The following is a 16,401-nucleotide window of genomic DNA, read 5'->3' as shown; positions in this document are numbered from 1 at the left end:
CGCCATTTAAAATGCCATCTTAGCAAGACTCTCTCATGTACTTTGTGGTAATCAGGACGTAAATATCAATTGGTAATTAAACATACATTATGAAAAGCAATGAATTCATTTTTGAAAAACTGTTTCCGGACGTCATTACGGGAAAGAACATACTGGTAACGGGCGGAACGACAGGTATTGGCAGGGCGACGGCGCTGCTTTTAGCCAGTATGGGGAATAACGTGATTATATGCGGGCGTCATGAACAGGAGTTGGAAGATACGAAGGATGACTTTCAGAAGCTAAATTCCAATCGGGGCAGTTTGGAAGGAATTACCGTTGATTTGGGAAATGAGGAAGGCGTTGTAGAGTTATTTTCATATGTTAAGTACAAATTTTCTAATCTGCATGTGCTGATAAATAATGCTGCTCTGGCATTTAATGGGGTAGAGGAAGGGACTTATCCTGAACAGGAGTATGTAGTTAAAACCAATTTATTGGGATATATAGCCTGTAGTAAAGAAGCTATAGAATTAATGAAAAAGGCTGGCCGAGGTCATATAGTAAACGTAGGTTCTATGAGTGCAGATGTAAGGGAAGAAGGAAGCTCGGTATATGTCGCCACCAAAGCGGGAGTCCAGGCTTTTAGTCATTCTTTACGGAAAGAAGTAAATGATAAAGGAATCAAGATCTCTTTAATAGAACCGGGTGCCACTGGAACTGATATGCAACCCATACCTCCCGAAGAGCAAGAGCAGCTGGAAAGGAAAATGGAAATGCTAACGGCAGAAGACGTGGCAAGTGCAATAGTATATATTTTATCTCAGCCCGAACGCTGTGATATATTATCCATACAGTTGAGACCCAGACAACAGAAATTATAACAAATAAGAGATTGTTTAAATTTATATTATTAAATTTTTTATAAGATGAAAGCAATAGAAGCCTGTGTATTAATGGTTATGCTGTATAATTAGTGGAAACGCACCCTGGTTGCAATTGGAAGGCGGAAATTCAGAAATCAATATCGAAAATGGTTAATTGATGGATTAAAAAAATGCGTAAGAACAGCGATGCAAATGATTTATCTTGGTGCACAACAGCCTGTTGATTTTCTTTCTTTTCAGCGTCTACTGTTATAAAAATCTAAAACTTTCCTTTTTAAGACCTGTTAATCTTGAATCTAATATATCGGTATGCATTCATCCTCAGACAATTACATTTTAACGCTAAATTGTGGTTCGTCAAGCTTAAAATTTAGCTTATATCACCACAATACGCTGCGTATGGAGGTGATGGGAACGGCTAAACGAATAGGCGACTTAACTTCCAGGTTACTGATTGTGAACCATAAAAAAGAGCTTATTGAAACTAAAGATCTTGTTAGTTTAAATTTTAACGCTGTTGTAAAAGTGGTGATTGAATGGCTTAAAAATAATCAAACAATTTATTCTATCATTGCGATTGGATTTAGGCTGGTTATGGGTGGACCAAATCGTTATAAGCCGGAAATAATTACAGAAGATGTACTTAGGGATCTTCATGATTATATTTATCTAGCTCCTAATCACTTGCCTAACGAATTAAGTACTATCCAAGCATTTAAAGAGGCCTTTCCGCAGATAAGACGCATAGCCTGTTATGATACTGCATTTCACCATTCTATGCCTTTTTTTTCTAAATATTATCCATTGCCGCTTATGTATAGAAATCAAGGGTTAATTCGCTATGGTTTTCATGGGCTTTCTTATGAATCCATTATGAAAAAGCTTTCTTTCCGAAAACTAGACGCTTCCGATAAGAAAATTATCATAACACATTTGGGTAACGGAGCCAGTATGGTAGCGATAAAAAATAAGGATATTATAGACACTTCAATGGGTATTAGTCCGCTGGGTGGACTGGTTATGGGCAGCCGATCAGGAGATCTGGATCCCGGAGCCATATTATTCCTGTTAAAACAGGGGCATTTGAGCGTAAATAGTCTGGACAATTTACTAAGTAAAGAATCAGGTTTAAAAGCGCTATCCGGAATCAGCGATATGCAAGAATTGATAAAAGAGGCGGATAAAAATTCTTTAGCAGAAGAAGCGCTTACCATATTCTGTTATCACGTGAAAAAATTTATAGGTGCTTATGCTACGGCTATCGGCGGATTGGACTTACTGGTATTTACTGGCGGAATAGGGGAAAATTCGACTCTAATTAGAGAACGAATCTGTTCAGATTTAGATTTTATGGGCATTATGCTTGATAAGCATAAAAATGCAGGTCATCAGGAAATAATTTCTTCGGAGAATAGTAAAGTGATGGTTTGTGCGCTTCGAACCGACGAGGAATTGATTATCGCGGAGCATACATATGCGCTGATTGACAAAAAGGATACAATATAAGTTATGGAAAATCTATCAGATCAAATTTTTGAAAAAATAAACGCATACTGGAGGGCAGCTAACTTCCTGGCGGTCGGACAGATTTATCTGCAAGATAACGTTTTATTAAAAGAGCCTTTAAAACCGGAACATATAAAGCCGCGTTTATTAGGTCATTGGGGCACATCTCCGGGCTTAAGTCTGATTTATGTACATCTTAACAGACTTATAAAAGATACCGGCGCAGCTATACTTTATATTTGTGGCCCGGGACATGGGGCTCCTGCTATAGTAGCAAATACCTATCTTGAAGGAACTTATTCCGAGGTATTTCCAAACGTATCTCAGAATGAAGAAGGGATGCGTAAATTGTGCCGGCAATTCTCAACTCCCGGAGGAATACCCAGCCATGTGAGTGCGCATACGCCGGGATCTATACATGAAGGTGGTGAGCTCGGTTATTCGTTGGTACATGCGTTTGGAGCGGCATTTGATAATCCCGAATTATTGGTTGCCTGTGTAGTTGGAGATGGTGAGGCTGAAACCGGTCCGCTTGAAGGTAGCTGGAAATCTATCGCTTTTTTAAATCCCAAAAGAGATGGTGCAGTGCTACCTATATTGCATTTAAATGGATACAAAATAGCAGGTCCAACAGTACTGTCCCGAATGAAAGATGCTGATCTTGAAGAACTTTTTAAAGGCTATGGATATGAAGTTTTTTTTGTAGAAGGTGACGATCCAATGTCTGTTCATAAACAAATGGCAGTTACCCTTAATCTCACTTATCAAAAGATAAAAAATATTCAACATCAGGCAAGAATAAATAACAGTGCTTCTAAAGCTAAATGGCCAATGATTATTTTGAGGACACCTAAAGGTTGGACAGGACCAAAAGAGTGGGATGGGGTGCCAATAGAAGGTACTTTTAGAGCCCATCAGGTTCCTTTAACCGGAGTGAAGGAAAATCCTGAAAAGCTAAAGCTATTGGAAAATTGGATGCGTAGCTACGAACCGCAAAATTTGTTCGATCAAAATGGAAGGCTGATTCCCGAATTAGAAGAATTAGCGCCAAAAGGGAATAACAGAATGAGTGCGCTTGTTTACGCCAATGGTGGACTCTTGTTTAAATCGCTTGTGCTGCCAGACTTTAAAAAATATGCGCTGGATGTTTTTACACCGGGTACAGTTGAAGCCGAAAGTACGCGTAATTTAGGTAAATACCTACGCGATATTTTTACGCTAAATCAGGAAACTCAAAATTTTCGTCTGTTCTGTCCAGATGAAACCTCTTCCAATCGCTTGGAAGCTGTATTTGAAGTTACCGACCGTTGTACCATGGAAGAAATTCTTCCCAAAGACGAAAATTTAGCACATGACGGTCGGGTGATGGAAGTGCTAAGTGAGCATCTTTGCGAGGGGTGGTTGGAAGGCTATCTGCTTACCGGTAGACATGGACTTTTTCCATGCTACGAAGCTTTTGTGACTATTGTGGATTCTATGTTTAGCCAACATGCAAAATGGATAAAAACTGCCCGGGAATTAAGCTGGCGAAAGCCTGTTGCCTCTTTAAATTATTTATTGACTTCGCATGTGTGGCGGCAAGATAATAATGGCTACAGTCATCAGGGACCTGGATTTATAGATACAGTAGTGAATAAGAAAAGTTCGGTAATCCGGATTTATTTTCCACCAGACGCGAATACGCTTTTGTCGGTAATGGACCATTGTTTTAGAAGCAAAGATTATGTAAATGTTATTGTGGCTGGGAAGCAGCCTGAACTGCAATGGTTAAGTATGGCTGATGCCATTGCGCATTGTAACCAGGGAGCTTCAAATTGGAAGTGGGCCGGAACAGATCATGATCAACAACCCGATGTTATTTTGGGCTGTGCCGGAGACGTACCTACTTTAGAAGCTGTTGCTGCTGCGTGGATATTGAGAAAGGAACTGCCGGATTTAAAAGTGCGTCTGGTTAATGTGATTGATCTGATGGCTTTATCTCCCGTAGCCTATCATCCGCATGGAATGAGTGAGGAATTGTTTTTAGACTTATTTACAGCAGGTGCGCCTGTGATTTTCGCCTTTCATGGTTATGTACGCATCATTCATGATCTGGTTCATGGACGGCCCGATCCTGCCCGTTTCCATGTTAGGGGATTTATGGAGGAAGGGACAACCACAACTCCTTTTGATATGGTAGTATTAAACCAAATGAGCCGCTATCATTTGGCTATGGAAGCGGTTAAAAGAGTTCCCAGAATGCACAATCGGGTTGATGATTTCATTAGACATTGTGAAACAAAACTAAAAGAGCATCAAGTTTATATCTGTGCGCATCTTGACGACATGCCCGAAGTTAAGAATTGGAAATGGAGCGAATAGACCGATGTCAAAATCGCCCATTTTACCCTTGTATTACGCTGAGAGAAAATACAGATTTGATAATAAATAAGGAAAACAGGGCCTAGTGTTTAGGTACAGGTATTTATTTTTAATAGATGGCTCGACAATTGAGAGAACAAATATAGGTGAGGTTGATGAGAGTGAACATTCAGAGGGTCCATCTTCTGGTTCAATATTGTGCTTTTAATTTGGGAACTCATGCTATGGAGATTCCAAAAGTTAAAAAATAGAACGTTAGCTATGGAAAATAAGATAGCAATAGCAATACACGGTGGTGCAGGTGAAGATTCAGAGTTTATACGAAGGAATCTTGGTGTTTACAAAGCAGGGTTGCGCGAAGCAGTTTTAGCCGGATATAAGATATTACAAAACAGGGGGACGGCATTGGATGCGGTTACTGCTGCGGTTGTTAGCATGGAGGATAACTACCTTTTTAATGCCGGCAAAGGTTCAGCCTTAAACATCGAAGGGAATGTAGCTATGGATGCCGCCGTTATGGATGGAAAAGATATAAGGGCTGGAGCCATCGCATTGTTAAGTCATGCCAAGAACCCTGTTGAAGTTGCTAAAGCGGTGATGGTACAAACCAATCATGTTTTGCTTGCCGGAGAAGCAGCAGACGATTTTGCTGAAAGTATGAAACTGCCCCAAAAGGAACAATCTTATTTTAAAACTGAACATCAGCAAGAGGAATATGAAAAAGCCAAAGCGGATTCCGTAAGTCAGGCATTGAAAAAAAAGAACCGCGGTACTGTTGGTGCCGTGGCGCTCGACGGGTATGGTAACCTGGCTGCAGCAACATCAACAGGAGGCATGCCTGGAAAATTGGCTGGCCGTTTAGGCGATAGTTGTATCATTGGAGCAGGGTGTTATGCCAACAATCATACCTGTGCAGTATCGGGAACCGGTGACGGTGAGCTTCTGATTACTCATGTAATCGCTCATAGTATTGCAATGGTTGTCGAATTAAAAGGTCTCTCACTTCAACAGGCCTGTGATTATGTTGTGCATAAAAAAAATGCGGAAATAGAAGGTGATATAGGTGTAGTTAGTGTAGATAGGAACGGAAATATAGGAATGGCTTTCAATAGCGAAAGGATGCATAGGGCTTGGATGGATAGGAATGGAAACGTACAAAGCGAAATTTACTAAGATGAATAGATTTTACATAAAGCATAGTTTGAATATTAATCAACTTAGTGATGACAAAAAATAATGACAAAGAGTGGCTTCATAAACGCCATTCGCAAAGTAAAGAACCTCAGCGTACCAGGCTATCTGAAGAAGAAATTATTAGTGGAGCTCACCAAACGGATCAATTGGAAGAGATGAAACCCACCTTAGAAGAGCTAAAAGAGAACAAAAATAAACAAGCAGGTGCCAGTCCGGTGAAGTCAGTTAATAAAGGCGAATAAACCAGCCTTTTTAGTGAAGTTAATGATAACCTAACTTCCGTTCCCTAAAAAGGGGAGTTCTATCCATGTTTTTGAAGGAGACTTGACTTTTGATTAAAGTCTCCTTTTTTTAATGACCAATTTTATAAAGCGGACTCAGTGTTCGATTTATAGCAAGCTTACTTTACAGGTTGGTTATCACAGGCCTGTTTTGTAAAAGCGATAGCCTGCCCGATTCATGAGGGACTACGAATTCGTCGTTCTCAAGATCATTCAAAACGAAAAGGTAACGCAATTCAAGTTGTAAGAAATATGCGATTCGCTTTATATTTATGCAATAACCCTGATCATATTACTCCTTGTTTTCAATATTTAATTGTTGCAAGCCTTTTTGCGAAGGTCCGGTAATTACACTGCCTTTGGCATCATATCTGGCGCCGTGACATGGACAATCCCAACTTTTCTCTATGGGATTCCAGTTTACTATACAGCCGGCATGCGTACAGGTTGCATTCAATAAATGCAGTTTCCCCGATTTGTCTTTATATACGGCTACCTGATGCCCTTCATGTTCTATGAGATATCCGCTATCTGTGTCTGCGTTGTTTAGCGAAGACATCGAATCGTTAAAAAGACGATCTGAAACAAAGCGCCAGACAACGTCGGCATTTTCTTTTATCACTTCGCTAAATCCGGCAATTGGTTTAATTCGTGATGGTTTATACAAGTCGATGTAAGGACTCCCGTAATCCAAAATAGAGTCACTTATTATCTTGGCCGATAGAGTTCCAAAAGTCATTCCGTTGCCATTAAAACCTGTAGCCACATAAGCCCCCTGTTCTTCTTCAGGGAAATGTCCTATGTATGGAAGCCCATCTGCCGGAACATAATATTGTGATGACCATTTATAGGCGACCTCATCAATATCGAAGTGCTGTCTTGCATAGTTAATAAGATTGTTTAATGCCTTTTCTGGATCACCATGGCCTGTTTTATGGTCTTCGCCTCCTATAAGCAGGTATTTCTTATCATTAATTGTATGTGTACGGAAATAATGGTATGGTTCTTTTAAGTCGTATATCAGTTCGGCTGGATAGTCATCATCATCTAAAAGCGTTACCGCTATCACATAACTCCTGTAAGGAGCGCATTTGAAATTAAATGAAGTAATTCCCGGAGGAATATGTGTCGCATATATGATATGATGTCCTTTGATTTTTCCCTGTTCGGTTTCAGCATAATGAAGTCCGTTTTCGAACCCCGTATTGGTAACAAATTGATGCTCCCGAATTATGCCACCCAATTCTATAAATACATTTGCCAGCCCCGTTAAGTATTTAATTGGATGAAATTGTCCCTGATCATAAAATTTAATTACTTTCTGATAAGAAATAGGGAGGCAGTTGCTCGTTGTTTCGTGAACCTCCAGGCCTGCATTTTTGGAAGATTTCAGAATTTCATCCAGTTGTTTACTCTCCATATCATTTTCTGAAAAAAGCAGGGCGGTTTTGGTTTCATATTCACATTCAATGGCAAAATGCCCGATCAGATCCCTTACTAATTCAAGCGCTTCTTTACCCGAACTTGCCACCAGTTTAGCCGCTTCTTTGCCAAAGTCTTTTATTATGTCAGCATAAGTAGTATCAAAAAATGTGTTTAAATGGGCACTGGTACCACCAGTTGTACCAAAACCTATGGTATGGGCTTCGAGAACTATACACTTTTTTCCTTCCAGTTGCAGTAATAAAGCAGTGGTAATTCCCGTTAGACCTCCTCCGATAATAACAGCGTCAAAGGTTTGGTCTGTTCTAAGCTCAGATTCTGCTCGTTTTAAATTGACATCCTGTTGCCATAGACTCTTCATATATCCGTCCCGCAAGAAATCTTTTTCCTCTTCAATTTTCATAGGCTTTATGTTTTAACATAGAAACACAATAAATCTCCTGCCAAATTTGTTAAACGGCGACTGGATAAGGTATTTAGGTATAAAATCCTTAGGATATTCAAGGTTAATGCGTATTAATACGGGTTCCATTACAGTTAGCCAATTCTGCTCTTCGCCTTTTTTATAGTTAGTGCGATGTAAGTGTTTTTAAATCAGTTGTATTTGGAGTTTATTTCCATTTATAATGGTTTTACTACGTATTCATTTGGAGGAAAATACTCCTATTTCATTTAGTGCTATAATAATTTAGGAAGGGGCATATGCTTTGTGATATCGCAGATTATTCATTTATCAAAAAGAAAGACTATGAAAAACTATGTTAAACTTATGGCTTGCTTAACTATTGCTGTATTCCTGAGCGCATGCAGTGCAACCAATCGGAATCGAGATAATACAAATGGTAGAGACACCATATCTGACGACTATAGGGGATCCGGAGCTGATACCGCAAACCGAACTATAGATAATTCTGGAACACGCGATACAACCAGAACCACACCTTAATTGATAAGGTAAGAATCGAATTATTCAATAACTAAATATGAAAGGAGAATTTAATATGGAAAATCAAACATCTCATCAAGAAGGAGAAGTAACCAAAAAGATCGAGAACCAAACAGCTAAATTGCCATCAGATCTGTTTTTATGGGCATCGCTGGTATCTATGGGTGTTTCCCTCAGCCTACAATGTATGAGACATAAACATTTATCCTTATTTGTAGGGCAATGGGCAGCGCCTTTTTTATTACTGGGGATTTATAATAAAATAGTTAAAACTCAGGGACATGATAAAGAGTCCTGAGGTAAAAGCTTTTGAAATGTTTATATCCCACCCGTTTGGAAATAACCTTCGTCGGAAGTATCCGGACGGAGGTTATCCCGATTGCCGCCAAGGTAATTTTAGAAATATAATCTGAACAAGTAATAGATAGCAGTATATTAAGTATAAATACTTATGAAATCAGGTATTTACCACTGGTTTATTTAGCATAGTTATTGGTGTTCTAATCAAATATAGCATGCGCTATAAATTATATAATCGAATAATCTACCCTAAAAATCACATCATCATGGATAAGACAGGATCTAACCCAAAATTTACTAACCGCTCACCGTTACAGGAAGAGCCGGCTTTACTTGAACTTTTTGCGCAAAGTCTCAGGGAATTGTATTGGGCAGAGAATCATCTGGTAAAGACATTGCCAAAAATGGCTCTTGCTTCTTCTTCCAGGTTGGCGGGTGCAATTGAAGAACATCTGGAAGAAACAAAAATGCAGGTAAGCCGGCTGGAAGAAATATTTCATATAACAAACCAGAAAATGCTTGCTCAAAAATGCGAAGCTATGGAGTGTTTGACAAAAGAAGGAGAAATCCTTATTGAAAGTACAGACCCGGGAACGGCAACCAGAGATGTAGCCGTTATTATGGCTTCGCAAAAGGTAGAGCATCACGAAATAGCCTGTTATGGTACTTTGGCTCAATTAGCGAAAACGTTAGGACTAGAAGAAACGGCCGCGTTGCTGGAACAAAGTTTGGAAGAAGAGAAAGCAGCCGATGTAAAACTAACGGAGATTGCCGAGAATGACGTCAATTACGAAGCTACTATGGAATCTTAAAATATAAAATAGTTATTATGCCAAAAAAGAACCAAAAAACAACAAATACGCCGACTTCCAACAACATTAAATTAGAACAGCTGGAAAATCATAAGGTAGATGCCACTAATGAACAAATGACTACCGACCAGGGCGTTAAAATTAATGACGACCAGCATTCACTTAAAGCAGGCGAACGGGGTGCCACTTTACTGGAAGATTTTATTTTTCGTGAAAAGATAACACACTTTGACCATGAACGTATACCCGAACGTGTTGTACATGCAAGAGGATCTGGGGCACATGGCGTTTTTAAGCTGTATGAATCGATGGCTAAATATACCAAAGCTAAGTTTCTGAATGATACAACTATTGAAACCCCAGTCTTTGTTAGGTTTTCTACTGTTGCTGGTTCTCGTGGTTCTACAGATTTGTCTCGTGATGTGAGGGGATTTGCTGTTAAATTTTATACACAGGAGGGTAATTTTGACCTTGTAGGTAATAATATGCCCATTTTCTTTATACAGGACGCTATGAAATTTCCTGATCTTGTTCATGCAGTGAAACCCGAACCTGATAATGAAATTCCGCAGGCAGCTTCTGCTCATGATACTTTTTGGGATTTTATCTCATTGATGCCCGAATCTACCCATATGATTATGTGGCTGATGAGCGATAGAGCTATTCCGCGCAGTTATCGAATGATGGAAGGTTTTGGTGTGCATACTTTCCGTTTTATCAATGAAGAGGGAAAGGCTACTTTCGTGAAATTTCACTGGAAGCCAGTATTGGGCGTACATTCGGTGGCATGGGACGAAGCGCAAAATATTTCCGGGAAAGATCCAGATTTTCATCGGAGGGATTTATGGGACGCTATAGAAGCGGGTCAGTTTCCCGAGTTTGAACTGGGCGTACAGATTGTGCCCGAAGAAGATGAAGGCAAGTTTGAATTTGATTTATTGGATCCAACCAAAATTATCCCGGAAGAGATTGTTCCGGTACAGATTATAGGAAAAATGACCTTAAATCGTAATCCGGATAACTTCTTTGCAGAGACAGAACAGGTAGCCTTTCATGTTGGACATATTGTTCCCGGTATAGATTTTACGAATGATCCTTTAATGCAAGGAAGGCTTTTTTCCTACACTGATACTCAACTGATACGTTTGGGAGGACCAAATTTTCACGAGATCCCTATTAACAGACCGGTTGTTCCTGTAAGAAATAACCAAAGGGATGGCTTTATGAGACAAACTATTGATAAGCTTCGCACCAGCTACAATCCAAATTCACTGGGTGAAAATTATCCACTTCAGGTACCTGAAAAGGATGGAGGCTTTACCAGTTATGCCGAACGCATAGATGCAAGAAAAGTAAGAGCCAGAAGTAAAAGTTTTCAGGATCATTTCAGTCAGGCCCGGCTTTTCTTTAGAAGCCAATCAGCACCAGAGCAGGCTCATATAATTGATGCTTTCTCGTTCGAGCTGGGAAAGGTAAGAGATGTGAATATACGTAAGCGAATGGTGGGCGTATTGTCTATGGTAGATAAAAAGCTAGCTGCATCTGTGGCCTATGCGCTTGGTATACCTGTAGAGAAACCGGAAAAGCCTATAAATAAAGGTATCCCTGCCGATGCGGGAGATGAATACGAACCTTTTAAAGCGGAATCTTCTTTGCCTAAATCGGCAGCATTAAGTATGGCAAATACTGTTAAGAATACTATAAAAAGCAGGAAAATTGCATTTTTGGTTGCCGATGGTGTAGATGAACAATCTGTTAATGTGGTAAGAATTGCATTAGAGAATGAAGGGGCCATGGTAGAGATTGTTGCGCCAAAATTAGGTGCAGTTATTTCTAAAAATAATGAAAGTATTGCTGTTGACCATAGTTTGCTGACTATGGCTTCTGTACTGTACGATGCTGTTTATGTACCAGGTGGACAAAATAGTGTTGCTACTCTGGCAGCCGAAGCAAATGCTGTTCATTTTTTAAATGAAGCGTTTAAACACTGTAAGGCTATTGCTGTTGATACACAGGCATTACCAATCATCTCAGCGACTTATTTCGGGCCTAAAAAAATGGACACCAAATCAGAAAAATTAGAATTGTACGAAGGGGTAATAGTAAATGATAAGCCTAAAAACCTGGTTGCTGATTTTATAAAGGCCATAGCACAGCATCGCTTTTGGGAAAGAGAAAAATATCGTTTAGTACCTGCTTAGTAACAATAAAACATATTTGTCACGCTATATGGTATAAATCAAAGATATTGTTTTAGAGATTGCCTGACTGCCGTCAGGGCAGGCTTCGTTGCAACCGCTCGCAATGATCTCAATATAGGTGTCATTGCGAGGAACGAAGCATTCTTTTTATCAGGAAATCTGAGCCATCAATTCCATAGCTTCTACATTTCCCTGTTGGGCGGCAATTTCATAGGCAGACAAACCTCTATTGTCCAGTAATTTAAAATCCGCTCCGCATTTAAGTAAGAGATTAACTAAATTGTTTCGTCCAAACATGGTTGCAAACATTAAGGCTGTGCCTCCGTTACCATGTTTCATATTTAAATCCGCGCCAAATTCAATTAGCAATCGGGCGATATCTTCGTAACCTTTAAAAGCAGCACCCATTAATGCTGTATTTCCTCCAAAATCCGTTTTATTAACATCGACTCCGGTTTTAAGTAAGAGTTCTGCAGCCGCGTAGCGGTTATTATAACAGGCAATAATCAAAGGTGTATAACCTTTTTCGTCTTGTGCATTCAAATCTGCTTGTTTGTCTATCAGGGCTTGTAATACTTCTGTATTTCCCAAACGGGCGGCATGTATAACTACATTGGTAAGGTCGCTAATCATGAGTTTAATTATTTATAAAGTTTGATATTAGGCAATAGCAGGAGATAAAACATAAATTACCGCTGAGTAAAAAAGGGGAGGGAATATCAAGTACTCCCATTTCTATTGTAAAATTTTTCTAACAAGCTGCTTTGCTTCGTTTTAGATTTATGCAAAGGTTATGCCTTAATTTCTTCTTTTATAATTATTTTATTGAACTTCTTTATCATTGAAGTGTTCTGATTTATCAGGTGTGTTTCCCAAAGGTAAAGTAAACCAAAATGTTGACCCTTCGCCTAATTCACTCGTAACACCAATCTCCCCTCCATGACGGTGGATAATATCGGCACATATATACAGGCCGAGCCCAAGACCGGAAACATGATTGCCCGAATCATTTGCTCTGTAGTAGCGATCAAACAGGTGTTTTTGTTTTTCCAGGGGAATACCCGGACCGCTGTCTTTGACCGATATTTTAGCCATATTGCCAACCCGCTCTGCGATAAGGTAAATGGTTTTAGACTTTGGAGCATATTTAAATGCATTGTTCACGAAATTTGATACCACCTGTTCTATTCTTTGTTCGTCAGCATAAACAGAAAGTTTGCTGTCACCTTTAAAAACCAGTTTTTGCGCTCGGATTTCTCTTACATATCCACAACAGTTTTCGAGTAAATGTTTTACAACAAAATTACTTTTTCTTAGTTGAATCGATCCCTCATTCATTCTGCTAACGTTTAATAGATCATCTACAAGCAAACTTATCTTATTCATACTCAGACCGGATTGTTCTATCAGGCGTGGAATAATAGGGGAAGACAGATTGTCTTTCAGCCTTTGTAATAATTGTAAGGAAACTTTCAGTGAAGTTAGCGGAGTTTTAAGCTCGTGGCTTGCAATGGATATAAAGTCGTCTTTCTGCTCTTGTAATTGTTTAAAGCTGGTGATGTCCAGTACGGTTCCCAAAAGTCTTTCCGGTACGCCATCTTGTGAATAGTAAACATTTGCCTGCACCCTTATCCAGCGTTTGCCACCAATTGGATGCATAATTCTCGCTTCGTAAAACAGTTTTCCCGAACTCCGTGCTTCTTCATGTGCCTTCTCACTAAGAATGAGATCTTCCCGATACAGGCATTTTAATATTTCGGCTCGGGAAGAAGGCTGATGTATACCAAAGATATCGTCAAATCTTTCGGATGTGATAATGGTATCAAGGGCATAATTATATTCGAAGGTACCCATTCCTGCAGCTTGCACCGCCAAACGGATACGTTCTTCCATATCTTCTATAACCCGTCTCGAATTCACTTTGGCAGTTACGTCAATGGCAACAACCATAATTCCAACGACTTGTCCTTTGGTATTCAGGACAGGTTCATAAACAAAATCAACGGAAACAGATTCTGGTTTACCGTGTCGGATAAGTGTTACCTCATGCTCGGTAGCAGCAAAGGATTGGCCCGTCTTAATAACCTGTTCCATAATGGGAGCATAGACTTCTGCCGCTTCCGAAATGCCTTCCCAAACTGAATGATTCTCCAGTTTTTCTCTCGGTTTACCTACCAGTTCTAAAAAACTCTCATTAATTTCCTGTATAACAAGGTCTTCGGCTCTCACTACACAAATTCCCACAGGAGCCTGACGTACTAAATTTCTGAATCTTCTTTCGCTTATTGCAAGTTCTGCATTTTTTTGCTGCAAAATTTCCTGAGAACGAAGGAGTTCAGCGTTTGTAGCAGATAGTTCCTCGACTGTAGCCGTCAATTTTTCGTTTAAAGCAGTAAATTGGTCTGATAAAGCCCGCTCTTTTTTGAGACTTTCTTCCAGTAACTGTCTTTGTTTAATCATATTGGTAATATCATCAGCTGCCACAATAATTCCACATACCTGTTGTTCTGCATCAAACATTGGATCATAGTAGAAGCTAATATATTTGGTCATTGGCCCGGCAGATGAGTTGAAATGAAAAATTTCTTCTTCTTGTCCATAGCCCACTCCGGAATCATAAACCTGTCGAAGCAATTCCGGAAAAGGCTGTCCTTCAAGCTCGGGGAGAACGTCCATTAACTTCTTACCTATAATGCCTTCAAGGGATCTATCCCAGAGATTAGCTATTTGTTGATTTGCTATTTCAATAATCCATTCCCTGCCTCTTAGAATCATCAAAGGATAATGTGCCGTCATGACCAGGTTACGCAAACTGCTTTCTGTTTCCTTCAATGCAGCTACTCGATCGGCTATCCGATCCTCCAGTTCATGGTTAAATATTTCTAATTTCCGGTGGGCGGTTTGCAGCTCTTCTATTGTAGCTGTAAGTTCTTCATTGGTGGCTGCCAGTTCTTCATTGGTAGCTGCCAGTTCTTTATTTTTTGTTTGTAATTCTTTTTCCAGATCTTGTTCGCGATATTCTGCAAGAATAGAATGGGTTACATCCTCAGCCGTAATTAAAAGGTATTCTATTTTTCCGTTTATATATTTGGCAACTGGTGTAATCTCCAGTTTCCACCAGCATTCTGTTTGTTCGGGGCAGTTATTTTTTTTTATATCATGTCTGAACGCTTCCGTTTTACATGATGTGTTTTTTGATACGGCTTCCTCCAGTGCCATTATAAACTGTTTTTTCCCTTCAGCGCCCGCAAGAAAAATATCATAACTGTACCAAACGTTTTGTCCTCTGTAATTATGTGTTGTACCTATTATGTTCTGATGAGCAGTATTATAATCTAATATGGTAAAATTGGGAGCGTTTGCCCGTAGAATAATGCGGGGTACATCTGAATTGAAAATTGCTTGAAATATAGGGGCTGCTATATAATCCATAGTTTTTAATGTATCAAAGCCTCAGATTTAATTTGTCCGTTGTACGCTTGTTTTTAACAGAAGTTACACAGTAAAGTTTTATCAAAAACAGCGAAGTTTCGATGAAAAAGATGTTTAGCCATGTAACTTGTTATAAGTCTTGTAGTTGAATATTTAGCCTCTATTCGGTTTTTTTTTATTTGAATAGATTCTGTGTGGACAGGAAGCAAAGACTATTTTAGAAACTGTCTGATTTTTTCTAAAAATAATTCGGTACCCAAAGAATCTTCCGCTGCCAGGTGGTTGCCAACATAAGTAACCAAAGTTGTGATTTGGGAATTTAGTTTTAATATTTCCTCCGCATCGGCAAGGTTGGTGATGATATCCTGTCTTCCCGCAAAAAGCAATATCTTAGTTTGATTTGTACTATATAATGTTTTTACTTTTTCTGCTCCTCCCGGAAGCCGTACTTCTTTGTTAAATAATGATAGCAGTCGGTTTTTTATAATTGTCGGATCATAAATTACGCCATCGCCAATCAGAAAATCTATTTCTTTTTTTTGTACAGTTTGTATTGCAATGGCGGTGCCCATAGATAAACCAAAAATACCGGTTTTATGCTGAGGATATCTTTTTTTTGCATAGTTTAACACCGTTTTTAAATCCTCGCAAAACTCATTGTAATAAAGCATGTCTTTTTGAATGACAAAATCGTCGCTTTTACCAAATCCCCTATAATCGAATAATATAACTTTGTAACCTTCATTCGAGAGTGTCTTTGCTAAAAACAGATTAGATCCCATGTTCCCGGAATCCCCATATGCAATTACAATACTTGTATTCTTATTCTTTAAAGAATCTGTAGAGATATCCCAGCAATTTAAACTGAGGTTATCTGACGTATTCAGTCTTACTTCCTGGTATTGAAGACCTAAGGAGTCTGGTGATAAATAATAATCTCTACCTGGATTTATGGCGAATAATTTCGAGCTAAATCCCAGAAGGAATAGTAAGGGAAGAAAAATCCTAAGGTTACAAGAGTTAGATTTTTTCATGTAGCAATATCAGGAAGAGGATAGG

13 protein-coding genes are annotated in these 16,401 nt (G+C 39.2%); 9 read left to right on the top strand and 4 right to left on the bottom strand.

What is annotated here, in order from left to right; translation table 11 throughout:
* Window positions 1-89: 89 nt before the first annotated feature.
* The 5 genes from PEDSA_RS05850 to PEDSA_RS05830 all read left to right on the top strand — a co-directional run bounded on the left by PEDSA_RS05850 (window position 90) and on the right by PEDSA_RS05830 (window position 6,169).
* The gene (locus PEDSA_RS05850) at window positions 90-863 is read left to right on the top strand and encodes an SDR family oxidoreductase (protein ID WP_013632240.1); all 774 of its coding nucleotides are present in this window, start codon (window positions 90-92) and stop codon (window positions 861-863) included.
* A 312-nt stretch (window positions 864-1,175) separates the two neighbouring features.
* On the top strand, window positions 1,176-2,372 hold the full coding sequence (locus PEDSA_RS05845; RefSeq protein WP_013632239.1) for an acetate/propionate family kinase: 1,197 nt from the start codon (window positions 1,176-1,178) through the stop codon (window positions 2,370-2,372).
* Between the two features lie 3 nt (window positions 2,373-2,375).
* Complete coding sequence (locus PEDSA_RS05840; RefSeq protein WP_013632238.1) at window positions 2,376-4,733, top strand: phosphoketolase family protein; 2,358 nt, start codon at window positions 2,376-2,378, stop codon at window positions 4,731-4,733.
* A 261-nt stretch (window positions 4,734-4,994) separates the two neighbouring features.
* Complete coding sequence (locus PEDSA_RS05835) at window positions 4,995-5,906, top strand: isoaspartyl peptidase/L-asparaginase family protein (RefSeq protein WP_041537305.1); 912 nt, start codon at window positions 4,995-4,997, stop codon at window positions 5,904-5,906.
* A 50-nt stretch (window positions 5,907-5,956) separates the two neighbouring features.
* The gene (locus PEDSA_RS05830; protein WP_013632236.1) at window positions 5,957-6,169 is read left to right on the top strand and encodes a hypothetical protein; all 213 of its coding nucleotides are present in this window, start codon (window positions 5,957-5,959) and stop codon (window positions 6,167-6,169) included.
* 331 nt (window positions 6,170-6,500) lie between these two features.
* Here the strand turns inward: PEDSA_RS05830 and PEDSA_RS05825 are convergent, their stop codons facing one another.
* Window positions 6,501-8,054, bottom strand: coding sequence for an FAD-dependent oxidoreductase (locus PEDSA_RS05825; protein WP_013632235.1), 1,554 nt, complete (start codon window positions 8,052-8,054; stop codon window positions 6,501-6,503).
* 345 nt (window positions 8,055-8,399) lie between these two features.
* Between PEDSA_RS05825 and PEDSA_RS05820 the strand changes: the two genes are divergently transcribed.
* The 4 genes from PEDSA_RS05820 to PEDSA_RS05805 all read left to right on the top strand — a co-directional run bounded on the left by PEDSA_RS05820 (window position 8,400) and on the right by PEDSA_RS05805 (window position 11,910).
* Window positions 8,400-8,597, top strand: coding sequence for a hypothetical protein (locus tag PEDSA_RS05820; RefSeq protein WP_013632234.1), 198 nt, complete (start codon window positions 8,400-8,402; stop codon window positions 8,595-8,597).
* A 37-nt stretch (window positions 8,598-8,634) separates the two neighbouring features.
* Window positions 8,635-8,895, top strand: a complete 261-nt coding sequence (locus PEDSA_RS05815) for a hypothetical protein (RefSeq protein ID WP_013632233.1) — start codon at window positions 8,635-8,637, stop codon at window positions 8,893-8,895.
* Between the two features lie 268 nt (window positions 8,896-9,163).
* Window positions 9,164-9,709, top strand: a complete 546-nt coding sequence (locus PEDSA_RS05810; RefSeq protein WP_013632232.1) for a YciE/YciF ferroxidase family protein — start codon at window positions 9,164-9,166, stop codon at window positions 9,707-9,709.
* Between the two features lie 17 nt (window positions 9,710-9,726).
* Window positions 9,727-11,910, top strand: a complete 2,184-nt coding sequence (locus PEDSA_RS05805; RefSeq protein ID WP_013632231.1) for a catalase — start codon at window positions 9,727-9,729, stop codon at window positions 11,908-11,910.
* Window positions 11,911-12,060: 150 nt separating this feature from the next.
* Here the strand turns inward: PEDSA_RS05805 and PEDSA_RS05800 are convergent, their stop codons facing one another.
* From PEDSA_RS05800 to PEDSA_RS05790, 3 genes are all read right to left on the bottom strand, one after another.
* Entirely contained in the window at window positions 12,061-12,543 is a 483-nt protein-coding gene (locus tag PEDSA_RS05800) for an ankyrin repeat domain-containing protein (protein ID WP_013632230.1), read from the bottom strand.
* 189 nt (window positions 12,544-12,732) lie between these two features.
* Window positions 12,733-15,342: a PAS domain-containing sensor histidine kinase gene (locus tag PEDSA_RS19490; protein WP_013632229.1), complete on the bottom strand. Its 2,610-nt coding sequence runs from the start codon at window positions 15,340-15,342 to the stop codon at window positions 12,733-12,735.
* 212 nt (window positions 15,343-15,554) lie between these two features.
* On the bottom strand, window positions 15,555-16,376 hold the full coding sequence (locus tag PEDSA_RS05790) for an alpha/beta hydrolase (RefSeq protein ID WP_013632228.1): 822 nt from the start codon (window positions 16,374-16,376) through the stop codon (window positions 15,555-15,557).
* Between the last annotated feature and the right edge of the window lie 25 nt (window positions 16,377-16,401).

The sequence above is a fragment of the Pseudopedobacter saltans DSM 12145 genome (assembly GCF_000190735.1).
GTDB classification, from domain to species: Bacteria; Bacteroidota; Bacteroidia; order Sphingobacteriales; family Sphingobacteriaceae; genus Pseudopedobacter; species Pseudopedobacter saltans.
The sequence above is the reverse complement of the archived record's forward strand: the minus strand, read 5'-3'. Positions and strand labels throughout refer to the sequence as shown.